General features: G+C 66.4%; 26 protein-coding genes. 2 read left to right on the forward strand and 24 right to left on the reverse strand.

The genetic code is table 11. The annotated features are described in order from the left end of the window. Positions 1-34: 34 nt before the first annotated feature. The 16 genes from HV107_RS18495 to HV107_RS18570 form a co-directional block, all read right to left on the reverse strand. Entirely contained in the window at positions 35-274 is a 240-nt protein-coding gene (locus tag HV107_RS18495) for a DUF2274 domain-containing protein (RefSeq protein ID WP_182060282.1), read from the reverse strand. Further along, positions 271-1,554: a TrbI/VirB10 family protein gene (locus HV107_RS18500; protein WP_182060283.1), complete on the reverse strand. Its 1,284-nt coding sequence runs from the start codon at positions 1,552-1,554 to the stop codon at positions 271-273. The genes HV107_RS18495 and HV107_RS18500 overlap by 4 nt, the downstream gene beginning before the upstream one ends. Before the next feature lie 2 nt (positions 1,555-1,556). Next, on the reverse strand, positions 1,557-2,561 hold the full coding sequence (trbG, locus tag HV107_RS18505) for a P-type conjugative transfer protein TrbG (RefSeq protein WP_042043496.1): 1,005 nt from the start codon (positions 2,559-2,561) through the stop codon (positions 1,557-1,559). Beyond that, positions 2,558-3,262 (reverse strand): conjugal transfer protein TrbF, encoded by a 705-nt coding sequence (gene trbF / locus HV107_RS18510; RefSeq protein ID WP_042043499.1) that lies wholly within the window; start codon positions 3,260-3,262, stop codon positions 2,558-2,560. Before trbF ends, trbG begins: the two co-directional genes overlap by 4 nt. Positions 3,263-3,286: 24 nt before the next feature. Then, complete coding sequence (trbL, locus tag HV107_RS18515; protein WP_182060284.1) at positions 3,287-4,681, reverse strand: P-type conjugative transfer protein TrbL; 1,395 nt, start codon at positions 4,679-4,681, stop codon at positions 3,287-3,289. Continuing rightward, positions 4,678-4,980, reverse strand: a complete 303-nt coding sequence (locus HV107_RS18520) for an EexN family lipoprotein (protein ID WP_182060285.1) — start codon at positions 4,978-4,980, stop codon at positions 4,678-4,680. Before HV107_RS18520 ends, trbL begins: the two co-directional genes overlap by 4 nt. A gap of 11 nt (positions 4,981-4,991) precedes the next feature. After that, positions 4,992-5,729 (reverse strand): P-type conjugative transfer protein TrbJ, encoded by a 738-nt coding sequence (gene trbJ / locus HV107_RS18525; protein ID WP_042043503.1) that lies wholly within the window; start codon positions 5,727-5,729, stop codon positions 4,992-4,994. Further along, a complete protein-coding gene (gene trbE / locus HV107_RS18530) occupies positions 5,726-8,176 on the reverse strand; it encodes a conjugal transfer protein TrbE (protein ID WP_182060286.1) in 2,451 nt (816 codons plus the stop codon). The genes trbJ and trbE overlap by 4 nt, the downstream gene beginning before the upstream one ends. An 11-nt stretch (positions 8,177-8,187) precedes the next feature. Next, complete coding sequence (locus HV107_RS18535; RefSeq protein WP_182060287.1) at positions 8,188-8,460, reverse strand: VirB3 family type IV secretion system protein; 273 nt, start codon at positions 8,458-8,460, stop codon at positions 8,188-8,190. After that, positions 8,457-8,840, reverse strand: a complete 384-nt coding sequence (locus HV107_RS18540; RefSeq protein WP_182060288.1) for a TrbC/VirB2 family protein — start codon at positions 8,838-8,840, stop codon at positions 8,457-8,459. Before HV107_RS18540 ends, HV107_RS18535 begins: the two co-directional genes overlap by 4 nt. Beyond that, a complete protein-coding gene (gene trbB / locus HV107_RS18545; RefSeq protein WP_182060289.1) occupies positions 8,837-9,883 on the reverse strand; it encodes a P-type conjugative transfer ATPase TrbB in 1,047 nt (348 codons plus the stop codon). Before trbB ends, HV107_RS18540 begins: the two co-directional genes overlap by 4 nt. Beyond that, positions 9,880-10,344: a CopG family transcriptional regulator gene (locus HV107_RS18550; protein WP_094852245.1), complete on the reverse strand. Its 465-nt coding sequence runs from the start codon at positions 10,342-10,344 to the stop codon at positions 9,880-9,882. Before HV107_RS18550 ends, trbB begins: the two co-directional genes overlap by 4 nt. After that, positions 10,341-12,338 (reverse strand): conjugal transfer protein TraG, encoded by a 1,998-nt coding sequence (locus tag HV107_RS18555; protein WP_182060290.1) that lies wholly within the window; start codon positions 12,336-12,338, stop codon positions 10,341-10,343. Before HV107_RS18555 ends, HV107_RS18550 begins: the two co-directional genes overlap by 4 nt. A 234-nt stretch (positions 12,339-12,572) precedes the next feature. Next, positions 12,573-12,836, reverse strand: coding sequence for an EexN family lipoprotein (locus HV107_RS18560; RefSeq protein ID WP_182060291.1), 264 nt, complete (start codon positions 12,834-12,836; stop codon positions 12,573-12,575). Further along, complete coding sequence (locus HV107_RS18565) at positions 12,833-13,777, reverse strand: LysR family transcriptional regulator (protein ID WP_182060292.1); 945 nt, start codon at positions 13,775-13,777, stop codon at positions 12,833-12,835. The genes HV107_RS18560 and HV107_RS18565 overlap by 4 nt, the downstream gene beginning before the upstream one ends. Before the next feature lie 124 nt (positions 13,778-13,901). Next, entirely contained in the window at positions 13,902-14,633 is a 732-nt protein-coding gene (locus HV107_RS18570; protein WP_182060293.1) for an SDR family oxidoreductase, read from the reverse strand. A gap of 126 nt (positions 14,634-14,759) precedes the next feature. Here HV107_RS18570 and HV107_RS18575 point away from each other — a divergent pair, with 126 nt between their 5' ends. Beyond that, the gene (locus HV107_RS18575) at positions 14,760-15,356 is read left to right on the forward strand and encodes a TetR/AcrR family transcriptional regulator (protein WP_182060294.1); all 597 of its coding nucleotides are present in this window, start codon (positions 14,760-14,762) and stop codon (positions 15,354-15,356) included. Here the strand turns inward: HV107_RS18575 and HV107_RS18580 are convergent. The 5 genes from HV107_RS18580 to parA form a co-directional block, all read right to left on the reverse strand. Beyond that, positions 15,345-17,333: a relaxase/mobilization nuclease and DUF3363 domain-containing protein gene (locus tag HV107_RS18580; RefSeq protein WP_182060295.1), complete on the reverse strand. Its 1,989-nt coding sequence runs from the start codon at positions 17,331-17,333 to the stop codon at positions 15,345-15,347. The genes HV107_RS18575 and HV107_RS18580 overlap by 12 nt on opposite strands. A 448-nt stretch (positions 17,334-17,781) precedes the next feature. Further along, positions 17,782-18,369 carry a S26 family signal peptidase gene (locus tag HV107_RS18585; RefSeq protein WP_182060296.1) on the reverse strand — a complete coding sequence of 196 codons (588 nt, stop codon included), beginning with the start codon at positions 18,367-18,369 and terminating at the stop codon, positions 17,782-17,784. Next, positions 18,366-18,923, reverse strand: coding sequence for a DUF2840 domain-containing protein (locus HV107_RS18590; protein WP_182060297.1), 558 nt, complete (start codon positions 18,921-18,923; stop codon positions 18,366-18,368). The genes HV107_RS18585 and HV107_RS18590 overlap by 4 nt, the downstream gene beginning before the upstream one ends. Next, positions 18,920-19,189 (reverse strand): chromosome partitioning protein ParB, encoded by a 270-nt coding sequence (locus HV107_RS18595; protein WP_182060298.1) that lies wholly within the window; start codon positions 19,187-19,189, stop codon positions 18,920-18,922. Before HV107_RS18595 ends, HV107_RS18590 begins: the two co-directional genes overlap by 4 nt. Next, positions 19,186-19,824, reverse strand: a complete 639-nt coding sequence (gene parA / locus HV107_RS18600; protein WP_182060299.1) for a ParA family partition ATPase — start codon at positions 19,822-19,824, stop codon at positions 19,186-19,188. The genes HV107_RS18595 and parA overlap by 4 nt, the downstream gene beginning before the upstream one ends. Between parA and HV107_RS18605 the strand changes: the two genes are divergently transcribed. Further along, positions 19,823-19,963, forward strand: coding sequence for a hypothetical protein (locus tag HV107_RS18605; RefSeq protein WP_182060300.1), 141 nt, complete (start codon positions 19,823-19,825; stop codon positions 19,961-19,963). The genes parA and HV107_RS18605 overlap by 2 nt on opposite strands. Before the next feature lie 162 nt (positions 19,964-20,125). Here HV107_RS18605 and HV107_RS18610 read toward each other — a convergent pair whose 3' ends face one another. From HV107_RS18610 to HV107_RS18620, 3 genes are all read right to left on the reverse strand, one after another. Beyond that, on the reverse strand, positions 20,126-20,983 hold the full coding sequence (locus HV107_RS18610) for a replication initiator protein A (protein ID WP_182060301.1): 858 nt from the start codon (positions 20,981-20,983) through the stop codon (positions 20,126-20,128). A gap of 26 nt (positions 20,984-21,009) precedes the next feature. Next, a complete protein-coding gene (locus HV107_RS18615; RefSeq protein ID WP_031772739.1) occupies positions 21,010-21,294 on the reverse strand; it encodes an AlpA family transcriptional regulator in 285 nt (94 codons plus the stop codon). Between the two features lie 112 nt (positions 21,295-21,406). Continuing rightward, complete coding sequence (locus HV107_RS18620) at positions 21,407-22,177, reverse strand: DUF2285 domain-containing protein (protein WP_182060302.1); 771 nt, start codon at positions 22,175-22,177, stop codon at positions 21,407-21,409. Between the last annotated feature and the right edge of the window lie 324 nt (positions 22,178-22,501).

Consider the following 22,501-nt stretch of genomic DNA (forward strand, 5'->3'; position numbering starts at 1 on the left):
AGCTTTAGGCGGATATTTATCTGTTGCTCCTGCATTAAATGTCATGTTTCAAGGAAATCGACCTTCCCACTCGCCTGAACCCCCGATCCCCCGCCATAAACGCCTCAAGCATGTGCGGGATCAGCGTCACCGCATCGACCGCCTCGCCATACGCCTGCGCGTGCAGCGCGGCGTAGTGGTCGAGGTCGGCTTTCAGGCTGGTTGGGCAGGCAAAGGTCAGCTTCGTGGATTCCGTTTTCGGTAGCGGGCCGAGCCGCAGCTTGCGCGTCGTCATCGTGAAGTCCCCTTGTTGAAGAACAACGGCTGGTAGGGCCGCAGCACCAGATCCCGGTTGGCGATGATGCGAACCGGCAGGCCCGGCCGCTCGGTCAGCGTCGGCTGGATGTTCATGTTGCGCCGGGTCATCTCCTGCCCGACCTGATTGATGCTGTCCTGCGCGCTGTCGCGCCCGGCGATGATGATGCGGTCGCCATCCTGGCGGTTCTCCGGCGCGGCCAGCTCGGCACCAACGCCCAGCAGCGTGGTCAGCGCCGCTCCGGCGAAGATGCGGCCCCAGTGGTAGTCCACGTCGTCTTCCAGCCCGGCATAGCCGGCCGGGTCGGCTCCGACCAGGTTGTCGAGCGTGAGCGAAGACGTGTCGGGCAGAATGATCCGGTTCCAGACGACTTGAACGCGGCTCTGCCCATAGCTGACCTGGCTGTTGTAGCGGCCGAGGATGCGCGAACCCTGCGGGATGAGCAGAAAGCGCCCGGTAGCCGTGTCATAGACCGGCTCCGTCACCGTGGCGATCACGTCGCCCGGCAAGTCCGACTTGATGCCCGTCACCAGCGCCCCGGCGATGACCGTCCCGGCCATCACCTGATACGGCGAGGCCGGCATCGTCAGAATGCCGGAATTTTGGGTCTCTGTACTTCCGGCTTTCTGGAACGCCTCTTTCTGGTCTTGCCGGTTCTGTGTCGCCGTCGGATCGGCGGGCTGCGCTGCCGTAGAGGCTGGCCCGGCAGCCATCGGGTCGAACGCCGCATTGGCGGCGAAGCCCGGCGCGGCGGTAGCCTGCGACTGCGCCACCGGCGCAGCCTTCTGCGTGCCAGAGCGAAAGAACACCGATGAACCCGCGGCCGCTTCGGCTTCCTTGCGCAGGGCATCGTTCGGGTCGTGGCCGGGGGCCGCATAGGCGGCCGTCACCGGTTGCTGCGACTTGACGATGGCCGGGCCAAGATCGCCCGGCAGCGGCGGCCCCAGCTCGGGCACCTTGGGCGGCAAGGCCGGCGGCAGTTTGGAGTAGTCCGCTGGCAGCGCATCCAGCCCTTCGGACTTGGAGACACGATCGACGTTGTAAAGCTCGGTCTGTTCACCAGCACCACGCCGCTGCGGTTGCAGCGACCACATCAGCGCGCCGAGTACGGCGACCGACAGGCCGCCGGTGAGGATGGCCAGCGTGCGTCGGTTCAGGCGCGTGACCGGGCGCGGCTGGGCGCGCAGCGCCACCGCCTCGGGCGCGATCTTGCCCGCCGCCTGCGGCGCGGCGAGGTCGGGAGTGTCGTCCTGGCTCATTGTCAGTTCCTCCGCGCCACGCCGTCAGTGCGCTCGATCCGCACCACGTCACCACCATCGCCGCCCAGGCGCAGTTCGGCCGCGCCAAAGAGGCGATCCACGATGTAATAAGGCGAGCGGAAACGGTAATTGACGAGCTGACCATCACCCTGCGCGCCGATGACGAACAGCGGTGGCAGTTCGCCTTGGGCGATACCCGGCGGGAACTGGATATAGACCTTCTCGCCGTCGTCAAACGCCCGCAATGGCTTCCACGGCGGATTGCTCCCTGACACCGCGTAGCGGAAACGGATCTTCTCCAGCGCCAGGCCGGTATCGACCGGCGCGGCTGTCTGTGCGGCCTGCGACTGGCGCTGCAAGGCCAGCATCCGGTCTTTCGGGTAGTCCCATGACACCGACGCCATCCATGCCTTTTCCGTCGAGGTCAGTTCCAGCAGGTACGTCCGGCGGCTGGTGGTGATGACCAGATTGGTTTTCAGGCCCGAGCGAGTGGGCTTGACCAGCACGTTGACGCGCAGCGCCTCGCCGCTGCCGCTGGACGTGTCGCCGACGATCCAGCGCACGGTATCGCCAGCGGCGACCGTCACCAGTTCCTCGCCGGGCTGGAGCGAAACCACGGTGACGCGCCCCGGCGCGGCATAGACTTGATACAACGCGCCGTCGCTGTACGGCCACACCTGAATCGCGTTGACGTAGCCCTCGCGGGTCGGCGCGATACGCGCCTCGGCATTGGCGCGCGAGACGCGCACCTTCTCGTCGGCCGGCTCCGGCACGGTCGCTGCCTCGTCCAGCTCCGGCAGCGGCTTCAACTGCGCCGGCAGCGCCAGCGGCTCGGGCACGGCGACGACTTCGACCGGCTTGGGCGGCTCGGGCAGCGGCTGCGCCTGCACCGGCTCATCGAGCGAGATGGACGGCGGCGGCTTGCCCTGCGAGGCGCAGCCCAGCAATGACGACGTGGTGGCCGCGAACATCAGCACGAAAGCGTAAAAGCGAAAAGGCAGGTTCATGGTTTGGCTCCTTCGGAAGAATCCAGTTCGCGGCTCCACGACAGGCCGTTGACGTAGATCCCCAGTGGGTTCTTGCGCAGGCGCTGTTCGGTGCGCGGGGTTTGCAGGACAGTGGAAAGCACGGCGTTCCAGCGTTCGGTGCCAGCGGGCGCGCCATTGACGAACCGCTGCTCCGTCCAGCGGACGTTGAACGAGGCATCGCTGGCGCGCGTAACGCTGGTGATCTGCACCGTCACCGACTCGCGGCCGACGCGGGCGAACGGATCGTTCTTGCTGGCGTAGTCGTTGAGCACGGCCGCGCCGCGGTCGGTGGTGTAGTCGTAGGCATCGAGCCAGTTCTGCCGCACCACGATGGGGTCGATGGACAGCGAGCGCACCAGCGTCACGAAGCGCGCAAGGTGATGCGCGATCTGCGCATCGGCAGGCCGGTACGGCGTGGCGGCCTCGCCCACGGTACGCACCTGGCCGGATTGATCGACTTCGATGACGTAGGGCGTGACGATGGACTGCGCCGAGCGCCACACCAGGCCGCCGGCCATCAGCAAGGCCAGCACCAGGCAGCCGAAGGCCATCAGCCGCCAGTTCTTCGCCTGCACTCGGGCCGAGCCGATGCGTTCGTCCCACACCTGGGCGGCGGCTTGATACGGAGTGGCAGGCTGCGGCGTATCGGCATAGCGCACCTGCGGTCGTTTGAATCGCATGGTCAGTTCTCCTTGTGAATCGCTTTAGTCGTCGGAGCCGCGCAGGCTCGGGCCTTGCCCGGAGCCGCCGCCATCGCCACCGCGCAACGTGTGTGCGGCAGTGGTCGCGGCATGGGTGATCTGCTGGCGGCGGTGCATCCGCTTGGCCCATGCGGGCTGCTCTTGCTTCTGCGAGCTGGCGGCGCTGTCTGTGGCTTCGCCTGCGGCCGCCTGGCCGGAGCCAGCACCACCGGGCGCAGCACCGGCACCGGCTTCTGTGCCGTTCCATCCAGCGCGGAAAGAGCCGGCCATCTTCTGCGCTGCGCCGGACGCGCCAGATGCGGCGCTGCGCCCGGCAGACTGCGCGCCGGTCTTGGCGACATTGCCCAAGCCGGCCATCGCGCCCTTGGCCCCTCCGCCCGCAGCGGCGGAACCAGCCTGGAACGCCGAGCGTGCGCTACCGGCCGCCGAGGTGGCGGCACGCGCACCGGCGCCGGCCAGCTTCGCGGCTGCCGGCGCCATGCGTGCCCCGGCCACGACCGCACCGCCCACGCCCGTCGCGGCAGCACCAATGGCAACGGCCGTGCCGGTGGCGCCAATGGCCGCACCGGCCATCGCGCCTGCGCCAAGCTGCGGCGCACCGGACACCAGGCCGGTTGCGATGCCCGGCCCATAGATGCCCAGCGCCAGCAGCGCGAGCGAGGCCAGCATCACGACAAGGGCGTGATCGATGGAGGGTTCGTCGGGGTGAACCTGGAACTCCGCGAACAGGCCCGAACCGATGCCGACGATGACGGCCAGCACCAAGACCTTGATGCCCGACGACACCACATTGCCGAGCACTTTCTCCGCGAGAAACGAGGTCTTGTTCCAGAGCGCGAACGGCACCAGCACGAAGCCGGCGAGCGTGGTCAGCTTGAACTCGATCAGCGTGATGAAAAGCTGGATCGCCAGCACGAAGAAACACAGGATGACGGTGAGCCAGGCGAGGAACATCACCACGATGGGGTCGATGTTCACGAACACTTCGGGGAAGCCCGCCATGTCGCCGATCTGGTCGAGGATCGGCGCGCCGGCGTCGATGCCGGTCTTGGCCAGCCGCCCCGGTTGCAGGAAGTTCTCCATCGTCATGGTCGAGCCGGTGGCCGTCAGGCCCAGCCCGGCGAACGAACGGAACACGATGCCGGCCAACCAGTTGAAGTTGCCGATGATGTAGGCGAAGGCACCGACGTAGAGCACCTTGCGCAGCAGCTTGGCGATCACGTCCTCGCCCTGGCCTGTGGCGTGGCTCATGGCCCAATACAAGCCGGCGATGGTCATGTCGATGACGATCAGCGTGGCGGTCAGGAACGCCACTTCACCTTGCAGCAGACCGAAACCCGAGTCGATGTAGCGCGAGAACGTATCGAGGAAGCGGTCGATGATGGTCACGTCGTTCATGGCGTGTCCTCTCCAATGGGTTCATCGAAGCTCGCCGGAATCGGCGGCAGCTCGGCCAGCGTCCGGTATTCATCCGGCCCGGCTTGACCGGAGAAGAAGCGCCGCCGGAACGCTTCGGCGGCGGCGCGGCAGTCGTCTTCGTCCACGGCCTGCCGGTCGGCCGCGCACTGCGCACGCAACGCCTTGAGCCGCACGGGATCGGCAACCAATGCGTCGGCCAAGTTCTCTGCTGGCTGCTGGCCGCACGCGGTCAGCAGCAGGGCCAGCAGCGAAACCGACAAGACGGGAGCGCATCGCATGGCCGCCTCCGTCAGTTGTTGTAGAAATTGATGGACTGCGGCGTGTACGGCGTGCCGCTGCCCAGGAAGCGCCGCCGCACTTCGCGGGCGCGCTCGGTGGCCGCCGCCTGCCGCGCCAGTTCCAGCGAGGCCGAGCGGTCTTGCGTGATCTGGAGCTGCTGGGACTGGATGGACTGCTTGGCCTGCAAGGCAAGAAGCTGGTTGGTCGCCTGCTGCGCCTGCAAGGCACCGGTGGCCGACTGGCTCTGGCTCACGAGGTCGGCCAGCGCGCTTTCGTCTTGGGCCAGGTTCTGCGACACCTGCGCCTGCATCCGCATCGCGGTATGCAAGCCATCGAGCGTGTTCTTCCAGCGTTCGCGGGCGTCCTGCGCCATGCGGTCGCCGCTGATGGTCGCGGCGTACTGCTCCGGGTACAGACGGGCAAACGTGGCATCCATGCTCTGCACGTCGTAGGCCAGTCCCTGTGCCTCGGCGATCAGGCGTTCGGTGGTGGCGAGCGTGGAGCGCAGGCGGTTGACGATGTTGAAATCGAGGCTCGTCAGATTGCGGGCCTGGTTTATCAACATCTGCGCCTCGTTTTGCAGTTGATTGATCTGGTTGTTGATCTGCTCCATCGTGCGAATTGCCGTCAGCGTGTTCTGCACAAGGTTGGCGGGGTCGATGAACGTGAGCGCTGATGCGGGCTGCGCGGTCAGCAGCGTCACCGACAGCACGGCAGTCAGGGATACGGAAAGAGCACGGGTCTTCATGGCGAAACCTCCAGCGGTTGAGAAGCGAGGAAAGAAGCCGCCGCAGGCGAGGACGGCAGCAGGTCGGCGGCCCAGTCGAGGCCGCGATGGCGCAGCCACGCACCGGCGAAGCCGGGAGCGCCGGCCTGCGTCAGCACGCGGTCAATGTCGCGTTGGTCTTGCGGTGTGGATGCGCCCGCGAAGGCGAGCGCGGCCGGCCCCAGGTCGAGGTCGAACAGGCGATTGCCGAGACGCGATTGGTAGTAGTAGTCGCGCTTGGGCTGGGCGGTGGCGACGATCTCGATTTGCCGGCTGTTGAGGCCGAAGCCCTCGTAGATCGTGCGAATCTGCGGTTCGGTCGCCTGCGGGTTGGGTAAGAAAATCCGACTCGGGCAGCTCTCTATGATTGCGGGCGCAATGCTCGAATCCTTGATGTCCGCCAGACTCTGCGTGGCGAAGATCACGGACACGTTTTTCTTGCGCAGCGTCTTCAACCATTGGCGAATGCGCGCGGCGAAAGACGGCTCATCGAGGAACAGCCACGCCTCATCCAGAATCAGCAGCGTCGGCGCACCGTCGAAACGCTCATCGAAGCGGGCGAACAGGTAGCGCAGCACCGCCTGCACGGCGGCGGGGCTGTGCATCAGTTCTTCCATCTCGAAGCCCTGCACGTCACCGAAGCCGAGACGATCGGTGTCCGCGTCCAGCAGCTTGCCGTGCGCGCCGCCGAGCACATAGGGCGCGAGTGCCTGCCGTAGCGCGTTCGATTGCAGCAGCACCGAGAACCCGGTCAACGTGCGCTGCTCAACGGGCGCCCCGGCCAAGCTGCCCAGCGCCGACCAGATGACCGCCTTCTCGTCCGGGCCGACCGTCACGCCCTCATGCAGCAGGCGGCCTTCCACCCATTCCCCCGCCCAGGAGCGATAGCTTTCCCGGTCGATACGCGCGAGTGGCTGGAAGGCAATGCCGCCATCGGCACCCAGGTCGTAGTGCTCGCCGCCCAGGCCCAGGATGGTGGCGCGCATCGAGCGGCCCATGTCGAAGGCGAAGATCCGCGAGCCGAAGTAGCGGCGGAACTGCATCGCCAGGATGGCGAGCAAGACCGACTTGCCCATACCGGTCGGGCCGGCGACCAGGGTATGCCCCACGTCGCCGATATGCGTCACCAGCCGGAACGGCGTCGCGCCATCGGTGCGGGTGACGATCAGCGGCGGGCTGTCGAGGTGGTCGTTCTTCTCCGGCCCGGCCCACACCGCCGACAGCGGCATCATGTGCGCCAGGTTCAGCGTCGAGACGATGGGCTGGCGGACATTCGCGTAGGCATTGCCGGGGATGGACGACAGCCACGCATCCACGGCATTCAAGGTCTCGGGGATGGTCACGAAACCCCGGCCCTGGATGACGCGCTCCACCATGCGCAGCTTTTCGTCGGCCGCGGCTGGATCGGCATCGAGCACCGTCACCGTGGCAGTGAAGTGACCGAAGGCGACCTGATCGCCACCCAGCTCCTGCATCGCGGCATCCGCGTCGGCCGCCTTGTTGCTCGCGTCGGTATCGACCAGCGGGCTTTCCTGCTGGAAGATGGTTTCGCGCAGCAGCGCCACCACGTTCTTGCGCTTGGCGAACCACTGGCGGCGCAGGCGGCCGAGTTCCTTTTCCGCCTCGGCTTTGTCCAGGCAGAGAAAGCGCGTGCTCCAGCGGTAGGCGAAGCCCAGGCGGTTGAGATCGTCCAGCAAGCCCGGCCAGGTCGAAGTCGGAAAGCCGCGCACCGACACCACGCGCAGGTGCTGGTCACCCAGCGTCGGCGCCAGGCCGCCGACCAGCGCGGAGTCGGCCAGCAGTGCGTCGATATGGAACGGCACTTCGGGTACGCCCACGCGGTAGCGCCGCGTGGACACCGTGGCGTGCAGGTAGGTCAGCGTCTCGGCGTCATCGAGCCAGGCGATTTCCGGCATCACGCCATCGAGCAAGTCGAAGACACGATCAGTTTCCGCTACGAAGGCTTCGAGCCGGCCGTGCCAGTCGACGCCGTCGCCGGGCGCGTTCTCGTAGAGCAGCTTGGCCGCGCGGGCGCGCGACTCCTCGGGCGGCAGGTAAGCCAATGTCAGGTGATAGCCGCTCTCGAAGTGATGCCCCGATTCCTCGAAGGCCGCGCGGCGTTCCTCGTCCACGAGCCAGGACAGCGGTTCGGGAAAGTCGGAGTGTGGGTAGTCCGCCGCCGGCCGGCGCACGGCCTCAATGAACAAGGCCCAGCCCGAACCCAGGCGGCGTAGCGCGTTGTTGAGTCGCGCCGACGTGGAGATCAGTTCGCCCTGCGTTGCGCTGTCCAGATCAGGCCCGCGAAAGCGCGCCGTGCGCTGGAAACTGCCGTCCTTGTTCAAGACGACACCCGGCGCGATCAGGCCGGCCCAGGGCAACCAGTCGGCCAGCAGCGCGGGGCGCTGACGGTATTCGGCAAGATTCAGCATGGCGGCGTCCCCTACACGTCCAGCAGCGGTTTGTGCTTGATGTGCCGGGCGAAGACCTGCATGAACTGCGGATCGACGCGCGCGCCCCAGACCGCCAGCGAATGGCCGACGATCCAGAGCACCGCACCGGGAATCCACAGTTGCAGGCCCAGCCCGACGGCGGCGGCTAGCGTGCCGTTGGCAATCGCCACGGTGCGCGGCGCACCGCCCATCAGGATCGGCTCGGTGAGTGAGCGATGCAGCGGCACCTCGAAGCCCGCCGCGAAGGCATCCGGGGCACTCATACGACCGCCCCGCCGGAGAACGAGAAGAACGACAGGAAGAACGAGGACGCGGCGAACGCAATGGACAGACCGAACACGATCTGGATCAGCTTGCGGAAGCCGCCGCTGGTATCGCCGAAGGCCAACGCCAGGCCGGTGGAAATGATGATGATGACCGCAACGATGCGCGCCACCGGCCCCTGGATGGATTCGAGGATCGAGGTCAGCGGCCCTTCCCAGGGCATCGAGGAACCGGAGGCCTGCGCGGTGCCGGCCGTCATCAGCATGATGGCGGCCAGCAGCAGCCCGTGCTGCACCGGCCCGGCCAGGCGCCGCAGGCGCGCGAAGGCCGAAGCCGGATTTACGGAAATGCGGAAAGCATGAATGTGCATCTGCGTCATGGCAGTTCTCCAGAGGGTTCAGGGGACGGGGAAGGAACTGACGGCAGCTCGGGAAACGGCGTTTCCAGCGCGTCCGCCATGCGATAGCCCACGCCGTCGAAGCCGACGACGCGGGCGATGCTTTCGACGTGGCGCTTGCGGCCACGCCCGGCGATGTGGATGACGACGTTGATGGCCTCGGCGATCAACGCTCGCGGCGGATTCACCGCCACTTCAAGGATCAGTTGCTCCAGGCGCAGCAGCGCGCCCAAGGCGGAACCGGCGTGGATGGTGGCGATGCCACCCGGATGGCCAGTGCCCCACACCTTGATGAGATCCAGCGCCTCGCCGCCGCGCACTTCGCCGACGATCACGCGATCAGGGCGCAGGCGCATCGTGGCGCGCACCAGCTCCTGCATCGACACGACGCCGGCCCGCGTGCGCAGCGGCACATGGTCGCGGGCCGCGCATTGCAGCTCGATGGTGTCTTCGAGCACCAGCACGCGGTCGCCGGTGGCGGCGATCTCGGCCAGCAGCGCGTTCGCCAGCGTGGTCTTGCCGGTACTGGTACCGCCGGCGATCAGGATGTTCTGCCGCTCGCGCACGGCGCGGCGCAGGAAGTCCGCCTGGCCGGCAGTCAGAATGCCGTCGGCCACATAGCGATCCAGGCCGATGATGCTCACGGCCCGCTTGCGCAGCGCGAAGGCTGGTGCCGGTGCGGCCGGCGGCAAGATGCCCTCGAAACGCTCGCCCGTCTCGGGCAATTCGGCGGTCAAGAGCGGTTGGCCGCGATGGACTTCCGCGCCGACGTGCGCGGCAACAAGCCGGATGATGCGTTCGCCGTCGGCTTCGGGCAGCTCGACGCCCAGCGGTGCGCGGCCCGACGACAGCCGATCCACCCACAGGGTGCGATCAGGGTTGAGCATGATTTCCACCACGTCCGGGTCTTCGAGCGCGGCGGCGATCAGCGGCCCCATTGCCGTGCGCAGCATCTGGATGCGGCGATCCTGTGAAGTGGTGGCCGACGAGCGGGGTTCGGGCGGGATCTGCGGAACGGCGCTCATGAGGCACGCTCCTGCGCTTCGGCCAGCGCCGCCGCGTCATCCATCCGCATCGGGTCGGGATGGAGTTCTTCCACCACGTCGCGCACCAGACTGCGGCCGCGCAGCAGGTGCCTGCCGAGCTGTTCGATGAACTGCTCGAAACGCGCCTTGCCCTGGGCACGGGCCGCGTCCTGATGCGCCTCAGGCACCGGCGTGCTGACGGTCAGGAAGTAGCGGATAAACAGCGCCAGCGTTTCGATCTGGATGTTCTGGTCGCGCTCCAGTCGTTCGGCCTGCCGCGACAGGCGATCCAGTCGCTTGGCGATGGCGGCCTCGCGCTGGTCGCCCGCGTCCGGCGACAGCCAGGACGCCAGCGCTGCCGCGACGATGGACGACTTGGACACGCCTTTCTTGGCGGCGAGTTCTTCCAGACGCTTGGCGTGCTCGTGCTGGATGAACAGGTTGAGGCGGTATTGGCTCATAGGTCGATTCCGTCGTTGGGGTCAAGAGAGGCCAGCCGCGCCGTGCGCTGCATGGCCGGGTCAAGCTGGCCTGGGAGCGGCAGCGGCAGGTCGTCGTCGTCATCGAGCAGCGCGAGGTCATCGGGCGCATCCAGCTCGGGGTCGTAGGCGACGGATTCGGAGAGTTCGGGTTGGCGGCGCGGGCCGCCGTCGTCGGTGCCACCCAGGTCATCGGCGGAGGCCGTGGCTGATGCGGCGGGCACGGCCGGGATCGCCAGGCCGCTCCAGTCGTCGGCGCGGGCCGGTGGCACGTCGGCGTACTGCCCAGCCGCCAGCGCGGGTGGTGGCAGCACGCGCTGCTTGAAATTGGCGTCGGCGTAGTAGCGCAGCTTCTTGGCCTTGATCGGCGCCACGCTGGACACCATCACCACCGATTCATCGGGTGGGAGTTGCATCACTTCGCCCGGCGTCAGCAGCGGGCGTGCGGTTTCCTGCCGCGACACCATCAAGTGCCCGAGCCACGGCGCGAGCCGGTGGCCGGCGTAGTTGCGCTGCGCGCGCAGTTCGGTGGCGGTGCCCAGCGTTTCCGAAATGCGCTTGGCGGTGCGTTCGTCGTTGGTGGCGAACGTCACCCGGACATGGCAGTTGTCCAGAATCGAATGGTTCTGGCCGTAGGCTTTGTCGATCTGGTTGAGCGACTGCGCGATGAGGAAGCTGCGAATGCCGTAGCCGGCCATGAAGGCAAGCGCCGTCTCGAAGAAGTCGAGCCGGCCCAGCGCCGGGAACTCATCGAGCATCAGTAGCAGCTTGTGGCGGCGTTCGATGCCGTCGCTGCAATCGAGCGATTCGGTGAGGCGCCGGCCGATCTGGTTCAAGATGAGCCGGATCAACGGCTTGGTGCGGCTTATGTCCGAAGGCGGCACCACCAGGTATAGCGAGACAGGTGACTCGGACGCGATCAGGTCGGCGATGCGCCAGTCGCAGCGTGACGTGACTTCGGCCACCGTGGGGTCGCGGTACAGGCCGAGGAACGACATGGCCGTGGACAGCACGCCAGACCGCTCGTTGTCGCTCTTGTTGAGCACTTCGCGCGCGGCGGACGCGACAACCGGGTGCGGTGCATCACCCAGGTGCTTCGTCGTCATCATCCGGTGCAGCGTCAGCTCAAACGGGCACGCCGGGTCGGAGAGGAAGTTGGCGACGCCGCGCAGCGTCTTGTCCTCGCCCGCATACAGCACATGCAGGATGGCGCCGACCAGCAGCGCATGGCTGGTCTTCTCCCAGTGATTGCGCTTCTCCAGCGCCCCTTCGGGGTCAACGAGAATGTCGGCGATGTTCTGCACGTCGCGCACTTCATGCGCGCCGCGCCGCACTTCCAGCAGCGGGTTGTACGCGGCCGACTGCGGATCGGTGGGGTTGAACAGCAGGCAATGCGAGAAACGCGAGCGCCAGCCAGCAGTGATCTGCCAGTTCTCGCCCTTGATGTCGTGGATCACTGCCGATGCAGGCCAGGACAGCAAAGTCGGCACCACCAGGCCCACGCCTTTGCCCGAGCGCGTGGGCGCGAACGTCAGGACGTGTTCCGGGCCTTCATGGCGCAGGTACTGTCCGTCATGCAGGCCGAGAAAGACGCCGGCCGACTGCATCAGCCCGGCCTTGCGGATGTCGGCGGTATTGGCCCAACGTGCCGAGCCATAGGTCGTGACCAGGCGCGATTGCCGCGAGCGCCACACCGACATGGCGATGGCGACCACTACGGCGACCAGGCCGCTGCCACCCGCAATGGCGCCGCCTATGTCGAAGACGTGCGGCGCGTAGGCATCGAAGAAGAACCACCACTCGAACAGCCGCCACGGGTGATAGACCGGCGTACCGAAGAAATCGAACCAGGGCGAGCCAAGGCGTAGTTGGTAGGCCAGAGCGGCGGCTGTCCATTGCGTTGCACTCCACACACCGGCGATCACGATGCTGAAAACAACTGCGATCTGTCCGAACAGCACACCCTGAACTTGCATTGACTGGCCTCCGATTCCTCTGCGCTGATTCCTCGTTCACACGCGGCACAAGGACGTGCCGCATGACGCGAGAATCAGTGCCGGGTCGGTGCCGGTCAAAGACTGTTATCGGGAGCAAGGTGATGAAAAAAGCATCGTTTCAGACTGCAAAGAAGCCAATAAAAACGCCGCAGGCGCGAGCGCGCTGCGGCGTGTTAACAAATGCGACGTGATTATCTTGCGAAGGGCTTGAGATTAGAACTTCGGCGGCGTTTCCGATGGCGTGTAGGGCGTCTTTCCGTCGCCATAGAAGCGTTTGCGCGTGGCTTCGGCCACTCGGTTGCAGAGCACATCGCCAAGCGTCGCCCGGTCGGTCTTGCATTGCTGGCGCAACTCCTTCAACCGCGCTGGATCGGCGACCAGTTGCTCCACGCTCGGCACGTCAGCCTGCTTGGGCGTCTCCGACTGGCCGCAGGCCGTGAGTACCGCGACCAGCAGTAAGGTGGCAATTTGCTTCATAGCTCGATTTCCTCCTGGGGATCAGGTTCAGGTGGCGATACGAGCCTCGCGCCTTCGGGCAAGTCGATGGACTGCACCCGTTCGATGAAGCGGGCTTGCGCATCTGAAGGTTCTCCCTCCGTGCGTAGCAGGTAAGTTGTCAGCATGGGCGAGCGCCCAGCCAAGGGCCGAGCCACTACGCCAGGCTCCCGGCTTGCCGCGATGTGCGGCCCACCGGCCAGCCCCAAGGCGAAGCCGGCCGACACCACCACCATCATCAACTCGAACGAGGGAACGCGCTCGGCGATCAGGGGTTCCCGGTCAGAGCGGCGCAGCACGCGATCGACCTGTCGCGCGTGACCCTCGCACGCCTGCGGGTCGCATAGCACCAGCGGAAAATGGAGCACTTCGTCCAATGGAATCCGCTTGTGCTTGAGCAGATGATGCCGCGCCGGTACTGCCACCATCAGCGGGTCACTCCACACCGCTTCGGCTGTGATGCCTTCGCCCACTTCATCCGACTGCGCAAAGCCTACGTCGTACAGGTCGTCTTGCAGCCCCTTGAGCTGCTGCGACAGCGGCACTTGGAAAAGCCGAATATCGACCTCGGGTTCCTCCTGCCGGCAAAGCGCCAGCAAGGCCGGCAGGCGCGAGGGCGTGATGCTATCGGACAGCGCGATGCGCAACTGACCGTGGAAACCATTGGCCGCCGCCTTCACACTGTCGCGGGCCTGCTGCATAGCGGTGAAAATGCGCGGCACATGCTCAAGGAACAGCCTGCCCGCCCGCGTTAGCCGGGTACTACGGCTGGTTCGGATGAACAACTGCTCGCCCAGGTCTTCTTCCAGTTCTTTGATAGTGCGCGACAGTGGTGATTGCTCAATGTGCAGCCGCTCGGCGGCGCGAGCAAAATGGAGTTCTTCCGCTACGGCGAAAAAGCAGCGAAGGTGGCGTAGTTCCATATCACTGCGTCCTCGATATTGCAGGGGCTGCCAGCTATTTGGTGGTAAGAGTCCCCAGCATTTCTTTGAATGGCCTCATCCGTTGTGTTCCAGCTCAGTATCCGTTGCAGGTGTGCCTTGACATTCACCATGGCAGAATCCCACCGTCTGTAAAGAATCCCCCCGTGGGGCCGGAAACATCCAAGGTCGCATACTTGACCACGATCTCCGCCGCCTGATCGACTGTTCGCTTTCCCGTAAAGCCATTTAGATCGGTTGCGGTGAACCCTGGATTGACGGCATTGACCTTGAAGTCGTCCTCCCGGAGTTCTTTTGCCAGCAGTACGGTGAATGCGTTGAGCGCCGTCTTCGATGAGCAGTAGGCCAGTAAATTGACGGGCGCGAACGGAAAGTCGGGATAGCTATGCAGAGTCAATGATCCCAACTCACTGGAGACATTGACGATGGTGCGTCTTTGCCCAGCCCGAAGCAACGGCAGCAACAACCGGGTGACCGAGACCGGCCCGATCACATTGGCCTCATAAACGTCGCGCAGCGCTTGCGCATCGCACTGGCTGGGCGGCAGCGGTTGACCAGCAATGCCGGCATTATTGACCAGCACGTCCAGCGATCCGGCCTCATCCTTCAGCCGTGCCGCCGCCGCCGCAATGGATTCGACATCGGTGACGTCCAGGCGGATCGGTCGAATGTCCAGGTCGGGGCGTTCGATGCTGGCCTTTGCTTCAGCGCCGCGCTGTTCATCGCGGCTGGCGAGGTAGACGATGTAGCCGCGTGCGGCCAATTGCTGCGTGACGGCTAGGCCGATGCCCTTGTTGGCACCAGTCACCAGTGCCACGGGTTGTACATGCTCTTTCATGGAGGATTCCTTTCAGTTCGAGGAATGCTCATAATATGAAGGTTTCTTCACATTGTGAATTCGCATTCGATGCCCGTATCTGCACCACCGCCCAAGCCAAGAAAATCGCCGGTTCAGGCGAGGTCGATGGCTACCGTAGACGCCATCCATATGGCGACGATTCAGGTTTTGGCCGCCGAAGGCCTTGCCCTGTGTACGACCACCCGTGTCGCCGAGCGCGCAGGGGTGTCGGTGGGTAGCCTCTACCAGTACTACCCCAACCGCCGATCGCTGCTGGCAGCAGTGTTGGGGCGGCACCTCGACCATGTTGCCGTGGCGGTGGAACAAGCGTGCATCACGCAGAGAAGGAAACCGATAGCCGACATGGCTCATGAGTTGGTTCATGCATTCCTGGGGGCGAAACTGGAACATCCCTCGGCGTCGAAAGCACTCTATGCGGTTGCCGAAGAGCATGGGGGCACGATCCTGGTCGCGCATGCGAAGGAGCGCATGCAGAAAGCGGTGGCCTCGATGCTCGATACGGCCACGGATGCACGCTTTGACGACTTGAACACGGCCAGCCTGTTGACCATGAGCGCCATGATCGGCCCGGCACAGGCTCTGCTGGAGGATGATGCGTCCGCTAAGTTCGCAGATGTCTTGCGTGCGCACCTCTGCACGCTAATACAGGCGTATCTGCGGGCTATTTCTCTATTAGTACGAACTGGCAAGTCAACCGAGTGATGCCCCGCGCTGCCGACCAATTTCCCAAGACACGCCACTGCTGCGCATCATTGCGGAGATCTGCTGCCCCAGTCGCTGTTCGATCACCGGCCGCCACGGTACCAGGCTGAATCCCATGCCATCGTCGAGCATCGCGTAGCGCCCGCTGGCCAGCATCACGCTGCGCCGGTAGATGCCCGCCACGCGCTGCCCATCGGCCACAGGTCGATGCTCCAGACCGGTTTCGGCGGCAATGTCCTGCGCGGCCTGCGCCAATTCCCGATTGCGCAGCGTTCCCAACAGGTTGCGGGCGAGGATCACGCGCTGCCCGCGCCGCTGGGCCAGCCCCTGTTCTTCGAGAAAGTCGGCGCGCTGCTGCAAGGCTTGTTTGGCGTCGCCACCAAAGCCCAGGTCGCCCAGCCCCTTGCCGCCGCCGATCAACTGCTGATCCAGCCAGGTCGCGCCGATCACCCGCGCCTGCCGCTCGATCGGCAGGTGCGATTTCAGCTCCACCGCCACGCCGCCCAGCCGCTGCGCGTCGTACTGGCGGCCACGCTCGGCCACGTCGTCCGGCACCTTCCATAGCCCTTCGGCCACGCTCTCCACGATGCCGGCCCGGCGCAGGGCTTCCAACCGGCGGACGTGGGTCGCGACGACTTCCTGCGGATCGCGGCCGGGCTTGGCTCGGCCCTGCTCGATCGCCAGGTGATGATCGGTGCGGTACAGGCCATCGCTCGCCAGCGCGGCGATGCTCTTGTCGGCCGCCCGCACCTCGGCGGAACCGCGCACCTCCACCACCGCGCCAGTGGGATAGTTCGCCAGCTCGTCGCGGGCGTTCATCGCGACGTAGTGGGCCTTGCCGTCTACACCGTCGATGACCAGATAGCCCCGGTCGTGCAGCTCATCGGCCAGCCCCTTCGCGACCACGCGGCCGATGACGGTACGGCCATCGTCGCCCGGCTCGAACACCGCCAGCTCGCGCGGCTGGCCACTCATGGCCCGCTGCATGGTGCGGATGATGTCGCCACGCTCGCCCAGTGCGCGCAAGGTCTTCTCAGCATCCGCATGGACGGCCCAGATGCCGGACTGCGTTTCGTCGGCCAGGCCGAGGCGCTGCAAGCGTTGCAGGCGGCCGATCAGCAGCAGGCGCTGGCGTTGCAGCTTCGGTTCGTTGAAGCGTTCGATCTGTACTCTGCCGTCTTCGCCAGCCTCGCGTTGCAGCGTGCGATCCAGGCTCGTCCACCGCTCCTGCTCCACTTCTCGCTGCAAGGTCTGCTGGATCTCCAGCTCGGTGCGTGGCCCCAGCCATTCGGTCGCCAGTTCGGCAGCGCGATGGCGGAAGCCATGGGCGATGTAGTCGCCCGCGATGATGAGGTCTTTGCCAGTGTCGTCACGTCCGCGCACGATGAGGTGCGTATGCGGGTTGTCGGTGTTGCAGTGATCGACCGCCACCCAATCCAGCCGCGTACCCAAGTCGGCTTCCATCCGGTTCACTAGGTGCCGGGTGTAGGTACGCAGGTCGTCCAGCTCGGCGCCGTCTTCCGGTGAGACGATGAAGCGGAAATGGTGCCGGTCGTCGGCGGCCCGCTCCTTGAAGGCATCGAGGTCGGCTTCGTCGGTCTGTGGCCCATAGGCCCGCCCCGGTTCTCCATCACGGCCCGCGCCGTCGCGCTCGATGTAGCGCAGGTGCTTGGCGAGCGACTGCGGGCTGGCGTTGCGTTGATTAACCAGCAGGGTCTTGATGGTCACGCGCCGCGACATGGGCGTGAGCTTCGCCCCGGCGAAGCGCGCCGCCGTGTGGCCGCGCCCAAGCCGTGAGCCGGGCCGCTGGCCTGCCCGTGCGCCGCTACCGCCGGTGCCAGGACGGCGCACCGCCGACTTGCCGCTGCTGGCCTTGCCGGTCTGCTTGAGCACCTTGGAAACGAAGCCCTGGCCCTGGCCCCGGTTCTTCGGGGCGCTGGGGCGCACGCGGAAATCGTCGTCGCGGCGGTCTGTCATGGCCGCGCTCCCTGCAAGCTATGGCGTGTCCGGGCGTGCGAAGCACGCGGACATGCCTGCATTGGCGCGGCCCTCGCGCCCCACGCGGCACGGCGGCGAAGCCGCGAGGTGCCGCGCCACCCCCACGTGCAGACACGCTTTCGACGCGGCCCGGTGCCGCGTCCTTTTGTCTTGCCTTCCGCCTTTGCCCTTCGCTTCCGCTCCGGGCGTCGGCGGCCCGGCGGCGCTGTGCTGCTTGCAGCCAGCGCGCCGGTGAACCCGCCAATGGCCGCAGGCCGGGCGTGTTCAAGGCAAGACGCCTGCACGTTGGATGGCTGCGCCGGATGTTGCGCGAAGTGCAGCGCGGATGCGCTCGCACTGCACGCGCGATGACACGGCGACGAACAGCAGAACGACACGCCCGATGGCACGATGAGATGCACGGCAGCGTGCAGCGAATCGGCGGCCGTCATGGGCGTGCCTCCAGCCAAACGGGATGCGCAACGCCGATCACGGCGGATGCGCTGACCGGGCCGAAGTAGCGGCTATCGAACGACGCCGGATTGGTCACGCTCAACAGGAACAGTTCGCCAGGCGCTAGGCGGCGGCATTGCGGCCAGGATGGCAGCGGCCGGCCCAGCCGGTCGGCAGGCAGCACGGCGGCCGAAGGCACGCCGTCGATGCGTATCTGACCAGCGACGATGCAAACGTGTTGCGGTGCGACTGCGCCCACACGTTTGAGCAGCGGAACGCGCGTCGGCAGGTAGCCGCGCTGCGCGGCCAATGCGGCGGCCTCGGCCGGCAGCGGCACCAGCACGATGCTGTCCACGGACAATGGACGTGGCAGCGAGGCGGTGCGCGGCTCGAACGGTTCGATGCGATACCAGCCGACCGCCACGCTGTCGGATGGGTTGTACGTCAGGCGCGGCAGCGGCGACACGAAAGCCGCCCAGGCCAGCGCAGCGAGGCCGCAGGCGGTCAGGCCCGCCAGCACGAGGCGAGCGCGCAGGCGCGAGCGAGGACGCGGCGAGGCGGACGAAGTGGAAACGGTCGTCATGGCAGCACCTTCCCGGCGAGCCAGGCGGCATGCCGCTCGGCGGTGTATTCGGGCAGCGGCAGGCGCGCCGCGAGACGGTTGCCCAGCGTGCGCCAGTACGCGGGCGAGACGGCAGACGGGGCGATGCCCAGCGCCTCGATGGCGTCGATGCGTTCCAGAACGGCGCGCACGCTGGCATCGCCTTCGGCGTGCAGCAGCAGGCGCGCGCCGGGCCGCACGCCGGGGATGCGCTGCAGGGCATCCAGCGGCGTGCCAGCCTGCATCACCATGAGCTGCCAGCGGATCGTGCCGTAGTCGTTGGCCTGCCAGCGCACACGGCAGAACATCGCACGCGGCAGGAACACCGCGCAGCGCCGCCAGCGGTCGAGCTGGAGCGTGCGCGCCGGTTCGCCGAAGCGCAGGTAGAGTTTGAAGCGCGGTTCGATGTAGGCCAGCGATACGCGCGTCAGTGGCACGTTGCCGGCCTGGCCGGCGAGTACCGCGAGCGACGGCGCAGCCGGGGGCGATGCGGCGACCGTGGCCGTGTTCGCGGCGGGTGCAGCGGATGCGTTCATGGCGTGTTCTCCGTGCGGTGCTCGGGAAACTCCTGCTCCAGCAAAGCGCGCAGCAGTTCGGCCACGGTCACGCCCCGCGTGAAGGCCGACACCTTGATGCGCGCCCGCATGGCGGGCGTAATGTCGAGGGTCAGGCGGGCCGTGTAGAGGTCGCCCTTGTTGAGCGCATCGGCGTCGCCCTGGCGAATCCACGCCTCGGCGTGTGGATTCGCGGGCGGACGCGCTCCGATGCCGACGCGCTTGCTGCGGGGTGGCTTCGTGGTCATGTCGGCCACCGCAGCAGTTCGTCCACCAGCGCGGCGATCTCGCGTGCGGCTGCGCTGTCGGGCGCCGTCTCGCGTGCGAGCCGACCGGCGGCCACGCTGTCGGCGAAGACGATGCGCTGGCGAACCTCGGCGCGCAGCGCCGGCAGCGGTTGTTCGGCCAGCGACTGCCGCGCCTCCCGGCCGATCACCGTGGTGCTGACGCGCCGGTTGATGACGAAGGCCGCGCGCAGCGCAGGCCGGAACACCTGGGCCTCGCGGATCAGTGCCACCATCTCGGCGCTGGCCCACAGGTCGTAGGGGCTGGGCTGCACCGGGATCAACACGCGCTCGGCCGCCAGCAGCGCGGAGCGCGCCAAGGCGGCGATGCGCGGCGGCCCGTCGATGATGACGTGATCTGCACGACGGGCGAGTTCTGGCGCTTCCTGGTGCAGCGTTTCGCGGGCTAGGCCCACGGCGCTGAACAGCCGGGGCAAGCCTTGCTGGCTTCTGCGCTGCGTCCAGTCCAGCGATGAACCTTGCGGGTCGGCATCCAGCAGGATGACCGACTGCCCACGCATCGCCAGTTCGCCGGCGATGTGGGTGGCGAGCGTGGTCTTGCCGACGCCGCCTTTCTGGTTGAGCAAGGCGACGATCATGGCGTGGCCCTCCGAACTGGAAAGCCAGAGTGGGTTTGCCTTGCCGAACGGGGTTGGTTTTGGGGCTGTTTTTGCCTTTGGGACGGCGGCGCTTTTTGCCTTTCGGCAGTTGTCCACCGAAACGGCGCTTCTCTACTAAAAGTTAGAGAATTTAAGTTAGTAATGTTAGAGGGCGCGCAAACCCAATGCCGGCGCGGGTTTGCGGCCGATTGGCACGCCTGATAGCACGATAGTCCCACGCCCGATAGCACGATACCCCGCACGCCTGATAGCACGACACTATTCACAGCTTGTCCCGGCGTTATCCCCGTGCCGTATACGGCACGGGCCGGAACGTCAGCAGTTCCGTTCCGTCGTCCGGCATCCGCTCGATGCCCAGGACGTAGCCGGGCAGCGACTGCCGCGCGACCAAAGCGCGCAGGTCGCAGGCGAAGTCGTAGGGCTTGGCGCTGCTGCCGGACTTCTGGTGCAGGTAGCGGAAATCGAACTGCCAGCCGTATTCCTGCCTGCCGCCGTGCTTGCGCACCAGGCGGTACAGCCAGCGTTCGATGCCGCCGGTGAGCCGGAAATACGCCGGGTCGATGGTCAGCACCAGAGCGGCATCGAGCACGCCCGCGTAGAACCAGTCCGGCAGGATCAGTTCGATGCCCAGCGGTGTGCCGCTGGCGTCGGCCAGTTCCTTCCACTCGTTGATCCACGAGAAGCGATGCAGCCGCCTTCTCGTGGTCTCGCGGATGGAAGTCGCCACCGTGGTCGATTGCAGGCGATCCAGCGCGGCCTTGAGGCGCTGGTAGTCGCGTGAGCCGGTCCCGCGCCCGATGAATCGCAGGATCTCGTAAAGCGTGGCGTGCATCAGCCGCGACGGCCGCAGGCCCGCGTCCTTCGCCTCCACAATCTGCGAAGCCGCCCAGATCAGCACGTCTGCATCCCAAATCGTGGCGATGCCATGCTCCTGCGTGCCCTCCACGCGGATCGTCACGTTGCCGGCGCGGAAGTCGATAGGCTTGACCCGTTTGGATTTCGCCAACGAGAAGAACGGATAGGCCATCAAATCCTGGCTGTCGCGCGGCGCCATGTCGCCGGGCAAGGCGCGGAACAGGTCGAGCTGTTCGCGTTCCTGCATCGGCCGCTGCCGGGACGGCAGCGCGGGACTGGACATGACGGCGGACACCCGTGAACCGAAGGTCAGCGGCGATCACGGTAATCACCCGCATGGCGCTCGGCGTATTCCGGGTCGGAGGTGGCATCGAAGCTGCGCGCATCGGCCCAGGCGTCGAGGTCGGCCACGGCGTACATGACGCGCCGCCCGAACTTGCGGAACTTCGGCCCGCCGCCGATCACGCGCTGCTTCTCCAGCGTGCGGGGCGACAGGCGCAGGTAGTCGGCGGCCTCATCGTTGGTCAGGTAGCGTTGGGGCTGCGCAGGCGCAGCGACAGCAGCGGCGGCAGGCCGCAAGGGAGCAGGTCGCATGGGATGGTCCTCCATCAAGCCCGGCCACACCACGCAGCCGGATAGAGGCACTTTCAAGAAAGTGAGGCTTCCTGCTAAGGGACGAATTGCAGGGGGCGCAGAACGTCCCCCCCTAATGCGGTGCAACTGGCGGAAGCTGCGCCAGACTGCGATAGCCGCCGCGCATCAGCACCTCGCCACGACGCACCAGCCGCCGCATGCGGGCACGCAAGGCGCTGTCCTTGTGCCAGTCGGCGGCGACGGCATTCGCCCCGAACAACCCTTCGGCGACCTCGCGCAAGGACGCGCCCGCCAGGGTCGCGTCGAGCGCCTGCAAGGTGTGCAGTTCCAACAGCGCAGCGGGCGTGGGCCGGGAACGGGCCGCTGCCGCAGGCGCAGCTACGGTCGCCACGGTCAAGGCATCCAGCCCGGCCGCGAGCACGCGATAGCGTGCGCAGGGTGTAGCGCAAGCGCGGGTGGCGTAGAGGTAGGCCATGCCGTCTTCCAGGCCCGGCGCCAGCGCGAGTCGCATGCAGCAGCCGGGCCAGTACGACACCAGCACCAGGCGCTTGCCGTCGTGGATCAAGTGCTTGCGACCGGGGAGGCGCCAGAACTCGAAGGCATAGGCATCGGGCGGCGGATCGGCATCAGGGTATAGCTGCACCACGGCGTCATGATCGGGGAACCAAGCCGGATCCGCGTCGCGTGCATCCAGGGCCGGGTCTTCCAACAGGCGCAGGCCCCAGCGTTGTGCTGCGTCCGGCCGGCGGCGACGGCGCAGCCAGTCGCGGCGGTAGTCGGGGTGGCGGCGCAGGTATTCCCAGGCCAGCGCGGGGCCATCAAGGTGCAGCGCGTAGAGATACGCGGCGGTCGGATACCAGTGTTCGGCGCTCGGGCCAGCCATGACGCAACCTCCTGTCAGTCAGCAGGAACGTCGCCACGGTTTTCGATGTGCGGGAGCTATCGGTTCAACATCAAAGCGTCATCGTTATCGGGTTAAGTTGCGTCTTCTGGTGTCAAGACCCATTGGCTCCGGTGCATTGCGATAATCGTCTTAATGCGACGGCCGCGCCGCCAGGAATTGACGGTCAGCATCGGACACCGTGCCGCAGTCCGCGTCGAAAACCATGACTGTTTACAGCAGGGTCGCACCGCTTCGGTGCAAGAATGCGGATTGAGACCTGCACGGTCTTGAGTAAGACGGAAATAATCACAATGCGCCCCGGCC

Origin of the sequence: Enterobacter sp. RHBSTW-00175 (genome assembly GCF_013927005.1) — a bacterium.
Taxonomy (GTDB): Bacteria; Pseudomonadota; Gammaproteobacteria; order Enterobacterales; family Enterobacteriaceae; genus Enterobacter.